Genomic DNA, 16,327 nt, shown 5'->3' on the forward strand with positions numbered 1-16,327 from the left:
ATGCCTCCAGTCTAGGAACTACCCGTTAGAAAAGGGATTTAATTCTCAGACTGCTATTTTTAATTCATGCAAAATATTTCTAAGAATATTTATTCTTTGAGTAAAAATTTTTCATGGACCGCATAGACATAAAAATCCTATCCTTGCTTCAAGAGGACTCCAGCCTCTCCTTGCAGCAATTGAGCGAAGCTGTTCACCTCTCCTCCACACCGTGCTGGCGGCGGCTGCAGCGACTTGAGCAAGAGGGCTATATCCAAAAGCGCGTGGCCCTGCTATCGCCACAAAAGCTCAATCTAGGGGTCACGGTCTTTGTCTCCATTCGCACCACCCAGCACAACGATCAATGGATGCACAAGCTCACGCGAGTGATTGACGACATTCCCGAAATCGTGGAGTTCTATCGCATGAGCGGCGACATCGACTACCTGCTGCGAGTGGTCGTGCCCGATGTCCAGAGTTATGACGCCGTGTACAAACGCCTGGTCAAAGGCATAGAACTCTCAGGTGTGTCATCGAGCTTTGCCATGGAGCAAATCAAGTGGACTACCGCCCTGCCGCTGGACTACATTCCGATGTCCAAATCCTGAAGACAGCATGGCCTGCAAAGAGCTTCTGCTCCAGGCAGACTTGCAGCCTTCATGCGCTGCGCAGGCAGTCCACCTCGGTGTGCAAGTCCTTGGCCCAGGCGCGGCGGTCGCGCCCTTGTGCGCTCTGCGCCTCGCCATAGTGCACCACGGCAATCAGCTGGTCCGAGCAAAGCACGCGCCAGATGGAGCCCAGCAGGGTCTCGTCGCCCACATAGGTGGCGGCATAGCTGGTGCCGCCTGTCTTGCCGTCGACAAAGCGCAGCCCCACGGGCTGCACCGGCGCATCGCATTGCACGGCGGCTTCGAGCAGATTGGAGTGAAACGAGAGCAGGCTGCGTCCATCGCCCGTCGTCCCTTCTGGAAAGACGGCAAGGATTTCGCCGCGCTTGAAGGCCTCTGCCATGGCTCCCACCATGCGCACCGCATCGCGGCGCGAGCTGCGCTGGATGTAGAGCGTGCCCGCAGCCGTCGCCAGCGTGCCGATGATGGGCCAGCCCTTGACGTCGGACTTGGAGATAAAGCGGCAATGGCGCGCCGCGTGCAGCAGCGGAATATCGAGCCAGGAGATATGGTTGCTGACCATGAGTACCGGCCCTTTGGCCGGTGGCTGCCCCTTGATCTCCAGCTGAACACCAGCGCGCAGCAGCAAGGTTGCAGCCCATGCCTGCACATGCTCGTGCTGCTGCAGATAGTGCAGCTGTGGAAAGCGAAACGCCACGATCCAGGCGCCCTTGGCCACATGGGCCAGCAGACGCAGTCCGCGCCATACCGCACGCGAGCCGGTTTTGATTTTTTGCAAGCCGTTTGCCATGATTCTCGAACAGTGTAGCGGCTCGTTGTGACTCAGTTGCTGCAACTTGAAACCGGCAAGCGCCTAAGACCGGCACAATGCAAAGTCAGAGGCACCGAGGAAGCGCCGCCGCGCACCGAAGGTGTCGTCCCCCTCCCGATGCAACGCATCGAGAGAGGGGGAAGCGGCAAAGCCGCTCAGGGGGAGCCTATCGTTGATAAGCGACAGCGCCGTCAACGATAGTCGTTACCACACGCACCGGCAGTTCGTAACCGTTGAATGGCGTGCTCTTGCCCTGGCTTTGCAGCGCCTTGGGATCGACCGTCCACTCAGCCTCGGGGTCGACGATGCACAGATCTGCCACGCCGCCCGCATTGAGCTGCCCCAGCTGGGACTGCTGCTCGCCCAGGGCGCTACCCAGCACGGCCACGGGTGCCGAAGTCACGACAGCCAGTGCGCGGTTCAGCGGCACCTTGTAGTCGCGGCTCCACTTCACGGCAATGGACAGCAGCAGCTCCACGCCGGTCGCACCGGGTTCGGCTTCGGCAAAAGGCAGCACCTTGGCGTCTTCGTCCACCGGGCAGTGATCGGAGACCAGCGCATCGATGGTGCCGTCAGCCAGCGCGGCAGACAGCGCATCGCGGTCGCGCTGCTGGCGCAGCACGGGCACCACACGGGCGCTGCTGTCGAAGTAGCCGATATCGTTCTCGGTCAGCAGCAGCGAATTGATGGACACGTCGGCGGTCACGTTCAGACCTTCGGCCTTGGCTCGGCGCACCAGCTCCACGCCGGCGGCGCTGGAGATGCGGCACAGGTGAACCCGGGTCTGCGAGCCACGGATCAGCTCGAAGATGGTGTGCAGCGCAATCGTCTCTGCCGCCACGGACACCCCGGCCAGACCCATGCGGGTGGCCAGCGCGCCGCTGGCGGCCACGCCCCTGCCCAGATCCTTGTCCTGCGGGCGCAGCCACACGGCATAGCCAAAGGTGTTGGCATAGCTCAGCGCACGGCTCAGCGTGGTGATGCTGGACAGCGGCACATCCGCCTGGCCGAAGGCCACGCAGCCGGACTCGGTCAGCTCGGCCATCTCGGTCAGCGTTTCGCCCTTGAGCCCCACGGTCAGCGCACCCATGGGGAACAGGCGCGACTTGTGCTGCTTCTCGGCACGGAACTTGAGCATTTCCACCAGGCCCTGCTCGTCGAGCACGGGCTCGGTATCGGGCGGGCAGACCAGGCTGGTCACGCCGCCGGCCACGGCAGCCGCCATCTCGGACTGCAGCATGCCCTCATGCTCGTGGCCGGGCTCGCGCAGGCGCACAGCCAGGTCCACCAGACCGGGCAGCACCCACTGGCCGGAGGCGTCGATTTCACGCTCGGCCACAAAACCTTCGGGCACCGTGCCGATGGCGGCGATCACGCTGCCATCGATGGCGATATCGGCCTGCTGGTCGAAACCTCGTGCCGGGTCCATCACCCGGCCATTGCGAATCAGAATCTTCATGGTTTGGCACCAAATTGGCTTCCAGCGCTTGCCACACAAGCGCTAGCAGCTACAAAAATACTACTTATCTGAAAACCGGCGCGCTCCAAGCCAGGGACGCCAGGCAAGAGCCGCCTCGCAGCGAAGGCGTCGTCCCCCTCCCGCGTAGCGAGAGAGGGGGAAGCCGCGCAGCGGCTCAGGGGGTGTTCAAGCCTCATTCCCCGCAACGATCGACATGACAGCCATGCGCACGGCGATACCGAAGGTCACCTGCGACAGGATCACGGCCTGCGGGCCGTCCACCACGGCGGAGTCGATCTCCACGCCGCGGTTGATGGGGCCGGGGTGCATGACGATGGCATCGGGCTTGGCCAGCTCCAGGCGCTTTTCGGTCAGGCCGAAGCTCTTGAAGTATTCCTGGCTCGAGGGCAGCAGCGCCCCGCTCATGCGCTCGTTCTGCAGGCGCAGCATGATGATGACGTCGCAGTCCTTGATGCCCTCCTCCAGATTGTGGAAGACGCGCACGCCCATGCTGGCCATGTCCGAGGGCACCAGGGTGCGCGGGCCTACCACGCGCACCTCGGCAGCGCCGAGCGTGGTCAGGGCGTGGATGTCCGAGCGTGCCACGCGCGAGTGCAGCACGTCACCCACGATGGCCACGCGCAGATTGGAGAAGTCCTGCTTGTAGTGGCGGATGGTGTACATGTCCAGCAGGCCCTGGGTGGGGTGGGCATGGCGGCCGTCGCCGGCATTGACCACATGCACATGGGGCGCCACATGCTTGGCGATCAGATAGGGAGCACCGGACTCGCTGTGGCGCACGACAAAGATGTCGGCCGCCATGGCCGAGAGATTGTCGATGGTGTCCAGCAGGGTCTCGCCCTTGCTGGCCGAGCTGCGCGCGATGTCCAGGTTGAACACGTCGGCCGACAGGCGCTTGGCCGCAATCTCGAAGGTGGTGCGGGTACGCGTGCTGTTCTCGAAGAACAGATTGAACACGCTCTTGCCGCGCAGCAGAGGCACCTTCTTGACTTCACGGTCGTTGACGCTGACGAAGTTGCTGGCCGTGTCGAGAATCTGGGTCAGGATGTCCTTGGACAGGCCTTCGGTGGAGAGCAGGTGGATCAGCTCGCCGTTCTTGTTGAGTTGGGGGTTGCGCTTGTACAGCACGATCAGGCCTCTTGAATGCGGAAGTGGAAAACACCGCCCTCGTCGCGCGCCAGCGCCAGGGAACGGTCGGCCGGCAGCGCCACGCGCGCTGCGGCAAAGTCGGCCTGGATGGGCAGCTCGCGCCCGCCACGGTCCACCAGGACGGCCAGTCGCACGCTGGCGGGACGGCCGTAGTCATAGAGTTCGTTGAGCACGGCGCGCACGGTGCGGCCGGTGTAGAGCACATCGTCGAGGACCAGCACATCGGCGCCGTTCACATCGAAGGCGATCTGGGTCTGGGCGCTGGAAGCCATGCCGCGCTGGGCAAAATCGTCGCGGTGCAGCGAGGAAGACAGCACGCTGGGCTTGCCCTTGAGGTTCAGATCCTTGTGCAGGCGCTCGACCAGCCAGGCACCGCCCGAGGTGATGCCCGCCAGACGGGTATTGGGGCCCATGATGCGCTGCACGCCGCGCAGCAGCTCGCTATACAGGGCTTCGGCGTCCAGGATCAGGCTGCCCTGACCCGCAATGGTTTCACTCATGGGAGACTCCTCAAAAACTGTTCAAGAATGATGCAGGCCGAAGCCGCGTCGGCGTCGCGTGCGCCACCCGCCAGGGCTTCGGTCGTGCTGTAGCGTTCGTCCACCTCGTACACCGGCAGCTTGAAGCGGCTTCTGAGCTGGCGGCCGAATTTCAGGGCCCGGGCCGTGTTCTCGTGGGCCGCGCCATCGGGGTGGTAGGGCACGCCTATCACCAGGGCATTGGGTTGCCACTCGCGGATCAGCTTTTCCACTGCGGCCAGGCGTGCATCCGCCCCTTCGGCCTTGATGGTGGGCAGCGGGTTGGCGCCGCCCAGCACGCGGTTGCCCGAGGCGCAGCCCGTGCGCTTGATGCCGAAGTCAAAGCCCAGGAACTGCTGGAAATGGGCCGGCAGCTCGGGCTTTTGCGGTGCGGGCGCCGCCGCAGACCTGGCAGCCGCATTTTCGGCCGAGGAAAAAGTCGAGGAAAAGGCCGCATCGGCGGCCTTGTTGGAAGAGGAAATATCGTTCATGCGCGACCCGACTCCGGGGACAACATCCAGCGCTGCAGGCCCAGCAGGCCCAGAGCGCGGTCATAGCGCTCGTCCACCGGGGTGCTGAAGATCACCTCGGGGTCGGCTTCCACGGTCAGCCAGGCGTTTTCGCCGATTTCGGATTCAAGCTGGCCCTCATCCCAGGAGGAATAGCCCAGCGTGACCAGCACGCGCTTGGGGCCGGCGCCGTCCGACAGGGCTTCGAGCACATCCTTGGAAGTGGTCATCTCCAGGCCGCCTGGAATGGTCATGGTCGAGGCATAGGCCGATTCGTTCTCTGGTGCGCCTTCGATGACCATGGGCTCATGCAGCACAAAGCCGCGATCGGTCTGCACCGGGCCACCGGTAAAGACCTGCTGATCACGCAAATCATCGCGCTTGAGACCCAAATCCACTTTTTGCAGCAGGCCTTGCAGGCTGAGCTTGGAGGGCTTGTTGATAATCAGACCGAGCGCGCCACGCTCGCTATGCTCGCACAGGTAGACAACGCTGCGCGAAAACGACTCATCTTCCAGGCCGGGCATGGCAATCAGGAAGTGGTGCGTCAAGTTGATAGGCGCAGATTCTGCAGACATACGGCGATTTTACTGGCGATCCATGACTCCTTCTTACCCTGTGGGCTTGATCTGGCTGCGGCGCGACCTGCGTCTGGCCGATAACGCAGCCATTTATCATGCATTGCAGCAATGTGAAAAGCTGTATTGCGTCTTTGTCTTCGACGACAGCATTCTTGCCGCCCTGCCCCGCGCCGACCGTCGCGTGGAGTTCATCTGCCAGAGTCTGACCGAGCTGGATGCCGCCCTGCGCGAGACTGCGGGACGTCCGCAGACAGGGCTGATCACGCAGCGCGGCCTGCCCCAGGACATCATCCCGGCCCTGGCCCGGCAGTTGGGCGCGGGCGCCGTCTTCTGCAACGACGACGACGAGCCGGCGGCCCTTGCCCGCGACGCCCAGGTGGCGCGCAGCCTCCAGAGCCAGGGGCAGTTGCTGCTGCGCTTCAAGGACCACCGCATCTTTGCGCGCGACGAGGTGCTGACTCAAAGCCTGTCGCCGTTCTCGGTCTTCACGCCCTACAAGAACGCCTGGCTGCGAAAGATCACACCGTTCTATCTCTCAGCCTACCCCAGCGAGCGCAATCTCGCTGCCAGGCTGGCCGATCTGCCGGACACCGAGCGCCGCCCGATCCCCTCGGCTGCGGATCTGGGCTTTGCCCCGGACACGCTGGCCGGCCTGCGCCTGCCCACCGGCGTCAGCGGCGCGCGCCAGTTGCTGGCCGATTTTCTGCCGCGCCTGCCACAGTACAAGGCAGCGCGCGACTTCCCGGCCCTCAAGGGGCCCAGCTATCTCAGCGTGCATCTGCGCTTTGGCACCGTCTCGATACGCGAGCTGGCCCGCCTCGCCCACGAGGCGGCTCACAACGAGGACTGGTCTGCCGCGGCACGCGAAGGTGCGGCCACCTGGCTCAGCGAGCTGATCTGGCGCGACTTCTACTTCCAGATCCTGGCCCATCAGCCCTATGTGGTGGAACGCAGCTTCAAGCCGGCGTATGACGCTATCGAATGGGAGACGGGAGCCGAGGCCGACGCCCTCTTCGCCGCCTGGTGCGAAGGCCGCACCGGCTACCCGCTGGTCGATGCCGCCATGCGCCAGCTCAATACCAGCGGCTATATGCACAACCGGCTGCGCATGGTCACGGCCAGCTTTCTGGTCAAGGACCTGGGCCTGGACTGGCGCCGGGGCGAGGCCTATTTCGCCGAAAAGCTCAATGACTTCGACCTGGCGGCCAACAACGGCGGCTGGCAATGGGCGGCCTCCACGGGCTGCGATGCCCAGCCCTGGTTCCGCATCTTCAACCCGGTGACCCAGAGCGAGAAGTTCGACCTGGACGGCAAGTTCATAGCGCGCTACGTCCCCGAACTGACGCCCTTGCCGGCCAAACTGCGGCATGCTCCCTGGCTGGCCAAGCCGCTGGAACTGGCCGAAGCTGGTGTCGTGCTTGGAAGCAGCTACCCGTTGCCAGTGGTGGATCATGCTGTCGCCAGAGAGAAAACGCTGGCGCGGTATGGGGTTTTGAAGAAGGACTCCTGAGGTTTTTTTCTGCTTGGCTGGCGACAGAGGCCGGGAATTCGCCCCGGCCTCTGCATCAAAAACAAACCACAACGCGACAAGAAGCGCACACCAAAAACAGAAGCGGCCTGCACCAGCTCCTTAAAGGTTTCAGATCATTTCCAATCTAAAACCCATAAATAACAAGCGCAAGCCGCTCCCTTATCAGTAGCAAACCTTATTCGGCTACAGCTCCCACCCCATCCACCACGGGCCCGCCAAGCGGGCTGCGCTCAGGTGCGGGGCCGCTGCGCTGCAAAGCGTAATGCTGGATCAGGCCCAGCAGCTCCTCATCGGAATAGGGCTTGCCCAGATAGTGATTGGCTCCCAGGTCACGGGCCATTTCACGGTGCTTTTGGGCAATGCGTGAAGTGATCATGACCACGGGCATGCCTTCGAGCTTCTGATCGGCGCGGATATTGCGCAACAGATCGAAGCCGTCCATGCGCGGCATTTCGATGTCGGACAGCACCAGGGTCGGGCGCTCGTCCTGCAAACGCTCCATGGCTTGCAGGCCGTCGGCAGCCAGCGTGACGCGGTAGCCTTCGCGCTGCAGCAGACGCTGGGTGACGCGGCGCACGGTGATGGAGTCATCCACCACCAGCACCAGTGGCACCGTGGTCTGTGCCGCTTCGGCGCCCAGCAGATCGGCACCGCCTGAACGAGCCTGCAGTTCGCCAGCGGCTGCGGCCTGCTCGGCCCTGGCCAGCATGGCTCGCACCTGCTCGCCATGGACGTTGGCCAGCGCCACCGGGTTGTAGATCTGCACCACGGCCCCCGAGGGCAGCACCGACATGCCGGTAAGCCCTGGCAGACGCGAAAGCTGCGGACCCAGGTTCTTGATCACCACTTCCTGGTTGCCCAGCACTTCGTCCACATGCAGCGCCACACGCTGCGAGGCACTGCGCGCTATCACCACGGGGCGCGTGCGCCCGAGGTTTTCCTCACTGCGCAGAGAGGTTTGCCACAGCGCGCCGGCCCAATAGAAAGGCATGACTTCGCTGCCGTCCTGGAACTCCTGCTTGCGGTAGCTGTCCTCCAGCACATCGACGGGCACGCGGCGCACGATTTCCACCAGATTGGCGGGCACGCCCATCGACACGGCGCCCATGCGCAGCATCACCACCTGGGTCACGGCCGTGGTCAACGGCACAACCAGACGGAAGGCGCTGCCACGGCCTGGCTCGGTATGGGTTTCGATACGACCGCCCAGAGCATTCACTTCGGAACGCACCACATCCATGCCGATGCCGCGGCCGGCAACACCTGTCACCTCGGTGGCAGTGGTAAAGCCCGGCTCGAAGATCAGGCGCCCCGCGTCTTCAAGCGTCATATGACGCTCGTCGGTCCACAGCTTGAGACTGATGGCCTTGGCGCGAATCCGCTCCAGGTCCAGACCAGCCCCGTCGTCTTCCACGGACAGTGCCACATCGTTGCGCTCCTGACTCAGCACAATCTCGATGGTGCCCACGGCCGGCTTGCCCAGCTCCTGGCGCCGCTCGGGCGACTCGATGCCGTGAGCCACGCAGTTGCGCAGCAGATGCTCGAAGGCCGGCATCATGCGTTCCAGCATGCCGCGGTCCATTTCGATGGTGCCGCCCAGGATGTTCAGGCGCACCTGCTTGCCCATTTCCTTGGACGTCTGGCGCACCACGGCATACAGACGCTCGGCAAAGGAGTCGAACTCCACCATGCGCGTGCGCAGCAGATCCCGCTGCAGATCACGTGCCTGCCGGCCCTGAGCAACCAGATCGTCTTCGGCAGCGGCCAGATCCCGCTGCAGATTGCGCTGCACGGTCGCCACGTCGTTGACCGATTCAGCCATCATGCGCGTGAGTTCCTGCACGCGCGTGAAGCGGTCGAACTCCAGCGGATCGAAACCGGCCGCCGTGTCCTTTGACAGGGCCAGACGCGACTGCATCTGACTTTCGGCCTGGACCTCGATGTCGCGCAGCTGCGCGCGCAGTCGCTCCAGGTTGCCCGTCAAGTCATTGAGCGCCGAACGCGCCTGCGACAGCCGCGCATCGACACGCGAGCGGGCAATCAGCACTTCACCGGTCTGGGAAATCAAGCGGTCCAGCAGTTGCGCCCGCACACGTACGGTCTGCTGCGACGCAGGACGCGGCACCACCGGAGCCGGCAGCTCAATGGCCTGCTCAGAATCTGCGGCAGTCTTTTCTCCGGCCTGAGCTTCCGCTGCTGCTTGCGCTACACCAGACCCCGCCACACTCAGATGCAGAGGCGCCTGAGCAAGAAGATCGTCCAGTTGCGCCAGTGGCTGCTCGGGCTCCTGCTCACCGGCCATGCGCAGCACATCGAAGCTGGCTTGCAAAGCGTCAAAGCTGCTCAGCAGCGGCTCGATCGCGTCGGCTGCGGGACGCTCCTGGTCAATACGCTCCACCGCCGACTCCAGGCGGTGGGCCATCTCCCCCATGCGCATGGCACCCGCCAGGCGGGCACTGCCCTTGATGGTGTGCAAAGCGCGCAGGGCTTCGTTGCGAGCCTCATCCAGCGTCGGGCGCCCATGCCAGCGGCGCAGTGCAGCACCGAGCTTGGGCAGCAGGTCGATGGCCTCTTCCTCGAAAATGGGAAACAGGTCGGCATCGACCTGATCGAGCACATCGATATCGTCTTCGTCATCACCGGCATGCACCGCCAGAGCAATGGCTTCATCGATGCGGCGCTGCAGCTCTGCCTCATGCTCCACGCTGCCTACGGCAGGCACCATGGAATACGGTGCCTGATCCGCGGCTTTTACCACGGCATCCAGCAACGAGTCGGCTGCCGATGCTCCCGCTTCCTCCTCGGCCACATCCTTGAGTCCATCACCCGCAAGCTCGGGCAAGGCCCCATCCTGCGAAAGCTCGGCAGCAAAGTCCAGCGGCAAGTCCTTGGGATCTGCAGGCAGCTGCAGCGCCTGCACCTCGGGCCACTCTGCCTCATCCAGCTCGGACAGCTCAAGATCGGCAGTTTCAGCTGCTGCACCGACATCGATCGGCGTATTCAGGATTTCACGCAGCGCGTCTTGGACAGCGGGCAAGGCGTCCTTGAGGAAACCTGCCGCAAACTGATGCAGCAAACGACGCACTTCATCGGCTGCGGTCACGCATTGCTGAATCTGCAGCGCACCGGCATAGCCCTGGGGCTGGAGATGCAGCAGCGCATGTTCGAGCAAACGCGCCAGCTCCGACAAGGCCTTGAAGCCCACGGTACCGGAGCTGCCTGCCAGGGAATGCGCCAGCGCGATCGCATCATCGGGAATGGTGGCAGCTGGCTCTTGCGACCACTGCTGCAACACCTCACCCAGACGCTCCGACCACTCGTCTGCTTCGTTGAGATAGACGTTGTACAGGGCTGCGCTGATGCGCAGCCCGTCAATATTGCGATAGCCGTCGTCCTGCTCACCTGTCTGCTCGAGCACCGCCTCAGTCGCCGAGACTTCGGGCTCTGGCACCTGAGCGGGTTCTTCGGCCACAACTGGACCGGGCACGCCATCCAGCAAGGCTTCAATGGCCTCCAGCTCGATCACGGCCTCTGCCGACGGCAGCTCGAGCGCCATCTCCACAGCGGTCGGCACCCCGGTAGCCACGTCCATGGCAGGGGGCTCCACGGCAGTCTGCATGTCTATGGCAGCCTGCTCGCTTTCACGCATGGCCGCTTCGAAGGCGGCGAAGTCCAGCTCCTGCAACTCTTCTGCCGCAGTGCTTTCCTGCAGCGAAGGCTGAACCTCCCCTGTGCCCTGCATCCGCTCCGGCTCGGGCCCTGCCGCCGACTCCAGAGCAGGCAGTGCGGACGCTTCGAGCGCATCGGGTGCCTGAAGCTGATGCAGCAGATCGTCAGGAATATCCAGCTCCGGCAAGGCAAAGTCGGCTACAGCCGCCTCCCGCTCGGCCACCGGCTCCTGATCTGGCAGTGCAGACAGTTCTTCTTGCGGGAACTCCAGCTCCGGCATCGCAAATACAGGCTCGATCCCGGCAGGCAGTGCATCGGGCCCGGGCTCTGCATCTGCATCTGCATCTGCAACCACGGCCTGCGGCTCCTGTGGCCACTCCAGCTCGTCGATCAGCTCGGGCACTGCTGGCAACTCGGGCTGCTCCAGCACAAGTTCATCCGCAGCAGTTGCCCCCTCGGCCATGTCCGGAGCCGACTCCAATCGCTGGGCACGCTCGCCACGACGCGGAACCAGAGCCACCTCGGCGCGCTCGCCTTGCAGGCGCATGGCGTCTGCAGCGGCACGGAAGGCCGTGGCCGACCAGTTCTGCGCCTGCTGGTTCTCGATATCCTGTGCCCAGACGGCAAAGGCCTTCAGGGCATCCTGAGCCAGCTGCTGCATGGCCTGCGGCATGGGCCGCTGCTCTGCCAGCCATGCATTGAGCATCTGCTCCATGGCCCAGCCGGCTTCACCAAACTCATCCAACCCCACCATGCGCGAGCTGCCTTTGAGCGTGTGGAACGCACGGCGCAGCGTGGTCTGCTCGCTCAGATTGCCGGGCTCCTCCGCCAAAACCTTGAGGGCCTGCAAGCCGTTATCCACGACTTCGCGGGCTTCCTCCAGGAAGATGGACAGAAGCTCATCGTCGCCATCCAGATCTACAGTATTCAGTTCGGCTGCCGGCACCATAGCAGCCGCAGGCACGCCCGCAGGAGCTGCGACTGCCGCTGCCAGATCCCGAGCGACATCCGCCTCGTCAGTTGCCTGCTTGCCCGACTGCATGCCCGCAAACACCTGAGCCATGGCGTCGGCCAGCGCATCGGAGCCCACGCCGGCCGACTCTGCCACGGCTGGTGCGGGTGTCGCCTCAAACTCGGGCAAGGCACCTGGCTCGGTCACTGCCCACGGCGGGGTGTCCTCGTCCTCGATGGGCCTGACTTGCAGCTGCTCTGGCTTCACCACAGCAGCGGGAACTGGTCTCACTTCGACAGGCGGTGGCGGTGCGGCGACCGAGGGCTCCACTGCCGGAGCAGCAATCACGGCAGCCGACGCGACCGGAGTCTGTCCAGAAGACGGTACGCCATCCATGGGAATATCCACGGTGGGACGGAAGGCTTCGGGGCCGCGACTGCGGCTATGGCCCATGACGATGCGCAGTTCGTCCTTTTCCTCGTCATAGACGAACAGCTTGCGCGCCATATTGCGCTGGTAGCTGAGCATGTCGATGAGAAAGCCCATGGCACCGAGACTGCTGCCCAGCTTCTCGAAGATGCGAGGCTGGTTCTCGACCGTCACCTCGCCAAGCATCAGGTGCTCGACAGTGTCACGCATGCGCTGCATGGCGGTCGCGGCCTGCTCGAATCCCAGCACCGACAGCACACCACGCATTTGCGCCATCTGGCCCGGTACCGAGGCCAGCACCGAGGTGTCCGCGGGATTGCGAAAGAACAGATCCAGCTGCTTCTCTGCCTCGCCAAGGGTGATGCGCAGCTCGCCAACCACCGAGCCCATGGTCTGCTGGTCGCTGGCCTGGCGGTAGAGCTCCTCCATCCAGATTTCCAGCGGCTCGGACTGCGCGCCATGCAGCGCCGCATCCAGACGCTGGACCAGCACGCTGGACTGGGCGGCCTGTATTTCGTCGTCATGCCCGGCCGTCATGAAGCTGGCCTGCAGATACAGTACCGCGGTCGCCACCTCCATGGCCAGCTCGGCCGGTGGCGGCTCGCCGATGCGCTCCACCGTCTCCGCCACACGAATCAGCGCGCGCGCCAGCCCATGGCTGACAGGCTGCAGCTTGACCAGCGACTCCGATACCAGCCCGAACTGCTCGGCCATGGATCTGATCTTGCTGCGGTCGCCGCCGGCGACCGCTGACCATGTCTCGGCGGCAGCAGCAATGCGCTTGCGCGCCTGCACCAGCACCGAGGGATCGAAGCGGCCATAGCGTGCCACGTGGTAATCCACCACCGGCATGTGCTCCATGGCATATGCCTCGTGCACGGCCTTGAGGCTGTCGCCGGCCTGCTCGCGGGGTCTGGCCTGCGCACAAAAGAACATCAGGTCCTGCATCAGGCGTGCGGGTGGCAGGCTGTCGCCCTTGGCCATGCTGGCGTACTGCATGAGCACGCGCGAAGCCATGCGCTTGACGTAGATATCGGCAGTGATGAGTCCACGAGCCTGGCCATCGAAGAAGGCCGCAGCGATTTTCCAGAAACTGCGCGCCGCCACATCCTCGGCCTGGCCGGCCGCAAAGCGCCGGCAAAGCTCGCACATCTGGGCTGCCGCCTCGCGGTCGTCGCTCTTGACCATGCGCAGCACCACTCCGTCCAGCATGGCACGTGCATGTGGGCCATAGGCCAGCGGCTCGGGCATGGTCCCGGTCCAGCGGGGCTCGCGCGCACGGCGCTCGGCAGGCCATAGGTCAGCCGGGTGGGCCTTGTCGTTGCCGGCCAGCACCTGGGTCTCACGGTACTGAGGAAACAGGGCTACAGCCGAGACCTGCTGACCGGCCAGAACGGCCTCCAGAAATTCCATCAGCGCAAAATGTGTGCGCTCCAGCGTGCTCGCCGCTTCCTGCGTGCAGTATTCGGGACGCTGTACAAAGCGGTTGACCGCAGCCTCCATGCTGCGCAGCACCTGAGCCGGGGCGGTGACACCCACCATCTCCAGAGCGCCACAGGCCTGATGCAGCTGCTGGCGTGCAATGCGCAGTGCCGATGTATCCAACTCCTCTAGATCAGACAAACGGGCCGCATCCGCATCGCGCATGAAACGGCTCACAGCCTTGGTCGCGGCCTCCAGCGACTTGCGCACTTCATCGAGCACCCAGGCCAGCGGGCCCAGATCCTGCTCTGCAGTTGCAGACATGGCTGTACGTATTGGCGAGTCGTCAACCACTGACATGCTCTAGTTCCTTAACCCTCAAGGGTCGTGCATTTTTATGAGAGAAAGAGCCAGTCAAATCAGGCAATCTTGAATCGGGAAACAGACTGACGCAGCTCTTCAGCCATGTGGGAGAGCTCTCGCACCTGCTGCGCAGTGGTGCGGGTTCCCTCACCGGTTTGCTCGGTCACTGCAAAAATGTGCTGAATGTTTTCCGCCACGCCGTTGGCCATATTGGCTTCACGTGATGTGGAATTGGAAATCTGCTCGATCAGCTCGGCCAGTCGGCGCGACACGCTGTCGATTTCAGACAGTGCAGTACCAGCAGAGTCGGACAGACGAGCCCCCTCCACCACACCCTGGGTAGAGCGCTCCATAGCGGCCACGGCATCCTGGGTGTCGGTCTGAATGGCCTTCACCAGCGCAGCAATCTGTCGCGTGGCGTCTGCGGAACGTTCCGCCAGGCGCTGCACTTCTTCCGCCACCACCGAGAAGCCACGACCGGCCTCACCGGCGGACGCGGCCTGAATGGCGGCGTTCAGCGCCAATACGTTGGTCTGCTCGGTAATGTCCGAAATCAGTTCGGTAATTTCACCGATCTCCTGGGACGACTCACCGAGACGCTTGATTCGCTTGGAGGTATCCTGGATCTGATCGCGGATGGAGTTCATACCGCCGATGGCGTTCTGCACAGCCTTGAGACCCGAGTCCGCAGCCTGCAGCGATTGACGTGCCACCTGGGCCGATTCCTGGGCCTGAGCCGAGACATTGTTGATACGGCCGGCCATGTCCAGAATCGACTTGCCGGTTTCGCGAATCTCATGCAGCTGCTCGTTCGATGCTGCCAGCAGCTCGGTCGACGTGACGTCCACCTGCTCGGTGGTCTGGGCCACGCGGGTCACCGTGTTCTGCACCGATCCCACCAGAGCGCGCAACTCTTCCACCGTGTAGTTCACCGAGTCGGCAATCGCGCCCGTGATGTCTTCGGTCACGGTAGCTTCCTGCGTCAGATCGCCCTCGGCCACCGATTGCAGCTCGTTCATCAAACGCAAAATAGCCGCCTGGTTGGCGTCGTTGATGCGCTTGGCTTCCTGCTCCTGCAAACGGGCATCGACCTGGTGGCGCTCGGCTTCCTGCTGGCGCGCCCGGCTGTCCAGCAGCTGCACACGCGAGATGCCGATAGCGCTCAGAACCGCGGCCAAAATGGCGACTGCCAGCAGCGCCAGCTGCAGCATGCTGGCCCCGCCCAGCCCCTGCAGCGCCGTCTGCAGCTGCTCGAGCTGCTGGCGCAGCGGTTCGCTGTCATTGTTGATGCTGGTCTGTGCTTCGCGGGCCGACACCAGCCCTTGCAGATTGCCCAGAATGGCGCTGGCCTGGGTACGTGTATCGTCGTACTGCTTGATCAGCGTCTCCAGCTGTTCACGCACCTGGGGATCGCGTGCCGCCGACAGCCGCATTTCAGCGCTGCCGTTGAGCAGACCTTCGGAGATTTCCTTGAAGGAGTTCAAGTCCTTGCCCAGCAGGAAAACGGCCTCGGGGCTCACGCCCTCCAGGGTCTGGAATTCGTTGGCAGACTTGGCAATACGCTGAGTCAACATCACCAGCTGACCGGCAGCAGAGATCTCGGCCGCGCCGGCGCCCTGCTGCAGCTTCAGCGAAGAGATGGTTTCCGCGGTTTCCAGCAGATCGGAGGACTGACGGTTGATGGTGCGCAGCGCGTCGCCCACTTGAGTCAGAGTCTTTTGCTGCCCGAGAATCAGACCGGCGCTCTTTTCCGCCCGCTCCGTCAGGGTGCTGATGGAGCTGAGCTCGTCCTGCAAGCCACCGCCCAGCGCGTTCACGCCCAGATCGGAATCGCCGGCAGCCAGCGCTCGCACGTTGCGCGCCAAAACACCGACGCTGTCCTTGACGTCGGCAAACGCAGGAGCGGCCCCCGTCATGGCGATGGAAACCGACTTGGCCAGACGCTGCGACTGCATCAATGCCTGACCGGTTGCCGCCAGTTGCTGGTTGGAGTTGCCCGCTTCGCGCAGCATCCATGCCGACAGCACCACCAGCACCAGCACCGAGCCGCCCAGCAAGGTAAACAAGGTGCGCTGATGCTTGGCAGTCGTGGCCGTGCCAAGAATAGGCAGGCTCACCAGTTCGTCTGCCCGACCTGCCTCCTCGACACCGAAGACGGAAGGTGCCCCCTGCACGCTGTTGAGCGATCCGTCGTACATATCCTGTACGACCGTGTCTCCCATCATGCCGCTATCACCACTGACGGCAGCCGCGATGGGCTTGCGTCGGAACAACTGATTTATTTTCTGTGCAAAGGACATAGCGC

10 protein-coding genes are annotated in these 16,327 nt (G+C 63.6%); 2 read left to right on the forward strand and 8 right to left on the reverse strand.

The annotated features are described in order from the left end of the window. Positions 1 to 113 precede the first annotated feature (113 nt). Complete coding sequence (locus NOX35_RS22450) at positions 114 to 587, forward strand: Lrp/AsnC family transcriptional regulator (protein ID WP_182284485.1); 474 nt, start codon at positions 114 to 116, stop codon at positions 585 to 587. Positions 588 to 636: 49 nt separating this feature from the next. Here NOX35_RS22450 and NOX35_RS22455 read toward each other — a convergent pair whose 3' ends face one another. The 6 genes from NOX35_RS22455 to NOX35_RS22480 form a co-directional block, all read right to left on the reverse strand. Then, a complete protein-coding gene (locus NOX35_RS22455; RefSeq protein ID WP_256494783.1) occupies positions 637 to 1,398 on the reverse strand; it encodes a 1-acyl-sn-glycerol-3-phosphate acyltransferase in 762 nt (253 codons plus the stop codon). Between the two features lie 187 nt (positions 1,399 to 1,585). Next, a complete protein-coding gene (locus NOX35_RS22460) occupies positions 1,586 to 2,878 on the reverse strand; it encodes a dihydroorotase (protein ID WP_256494785.1) in 1,293 nt (430 codons plus the stop codon). A 186-nt stretch (positions 2,879 to 3,064) separates the two neighbouring features. Next, positions 3,065 to 4,027 carry an aspartate carbamoyltransferase catalytic subunit gene (locus NOX35_RS22465; protein WP_003051536.1) on the reverse strand — a complete coding sequence of 321 codons (963 nt, stop codon included), beginning with the start codon at positions 4,025 to 4,027 and terminating at the stop codon, positions 3,065 to 3,067. A gap of 2 nt (positions 4,028 to 4,029) precedes the next feature. Beyond that, positions 4,030 to 4,548, reverse strand: a complete 519-nt coding sequence (gene pyrR, locus NOX35_RS22470; protein ID WP_003075383.1) for a bifunctional pyr operon transcriptional regulator/uracil phosphoribosyltransferase PyrR — start codon at positions 4,546 to 4,548, stop codon at positions 4,030 to 4,032. After that, a complete protein-coding gene (gene ruvX, locus NOX35_RS22475; RefSeq protein ID WP_182284488.1) occupies positions 4,545 to 5,057 on the reverse strand; it encodes a Holliday junction resolvase RuvX in 513 nt (170 codons plus the stop codon). The genes pyrR and ruvX overlap by 4 nt, the downstream gene beginning before the upstream one ends. Further along, on the reverse strand, positions 5,054 to 5,653 hold the full coding sequence (locus tag NOX35_RS22480; RefSeq protein ID WP_003051525.1) for a YqgE/AlgH family protein: 600 nt from the start codon (positions 5,651 to 5,653) through the stop codon (positions 5,054 to 5,056). The genes ruvX and NOX35_RS22480 overlap by 4 nt, the downstream gene beginning before the upstream one ends. Positions 5,654 to 5,675: 22 nt before the next feature. Here NOX35_RS22480 and NOX35_RS22485 point away from each other — a divergent pair, with 22 nt between their 5' ends. Further along, the gene (locus tag NOX35_RS22485; RefSeq protein ID WP_256494787.1) at positions 5,676 to 7,166 is read left to right on the forward strand and encodes a deoxyribodipyrimidine photo-lyase; all 1,491 of its coding nucleotides are present in this window, start codon (positions 5,676 to 5,678) and stop codon (positions 7,164 to 7,166) included. Between the two features lie 196 nt (positions 7,167 to 7,362). On the opposite strand, the gene NOX35_RS22490 is transcribed toward NOX35_RS22485, so the two are convergent. Continuing rightward, positions 7,363 to 14,019, reverse strand: coding sequence for an Hpt domain-containing protein (locus NOX35_RS22490; protein WP_256494788.1), 6,657 nt, complete (start codon positions 14,017 to 14,019; stop codon positions 7,363 to 7,365). A 59-nt stretch (positions 14,020 to 14,078) separates the two neighbouring features. Further along, positions 14,079 to 16,322 carry a methyl-accepting chemotaxis protein gene (locus NOX35_RS22495; protein ID WP_182284491.1) on the reverse strand — a complete coding sequence of 748 codons (2,244 nt, stop codon included), beginning with the start codon at positions 16,320 to 16,322 and terminating at the stop codon, positions 14,079 to 14,081. Between the last annotated feature and the right edge of the window lie 5 nt (positions 16,323 to 16,327).

It is taken from the genome of Comamonas sp. C11 (assembly GCF_024496285.1).
Classification (GTDB): Bacteria; Pseudomonadota; Gammaproteobacteria; order Burkholderiales; family Burkholderiaceae_C; genus Comamonas; species Comamonas testosteroni_F.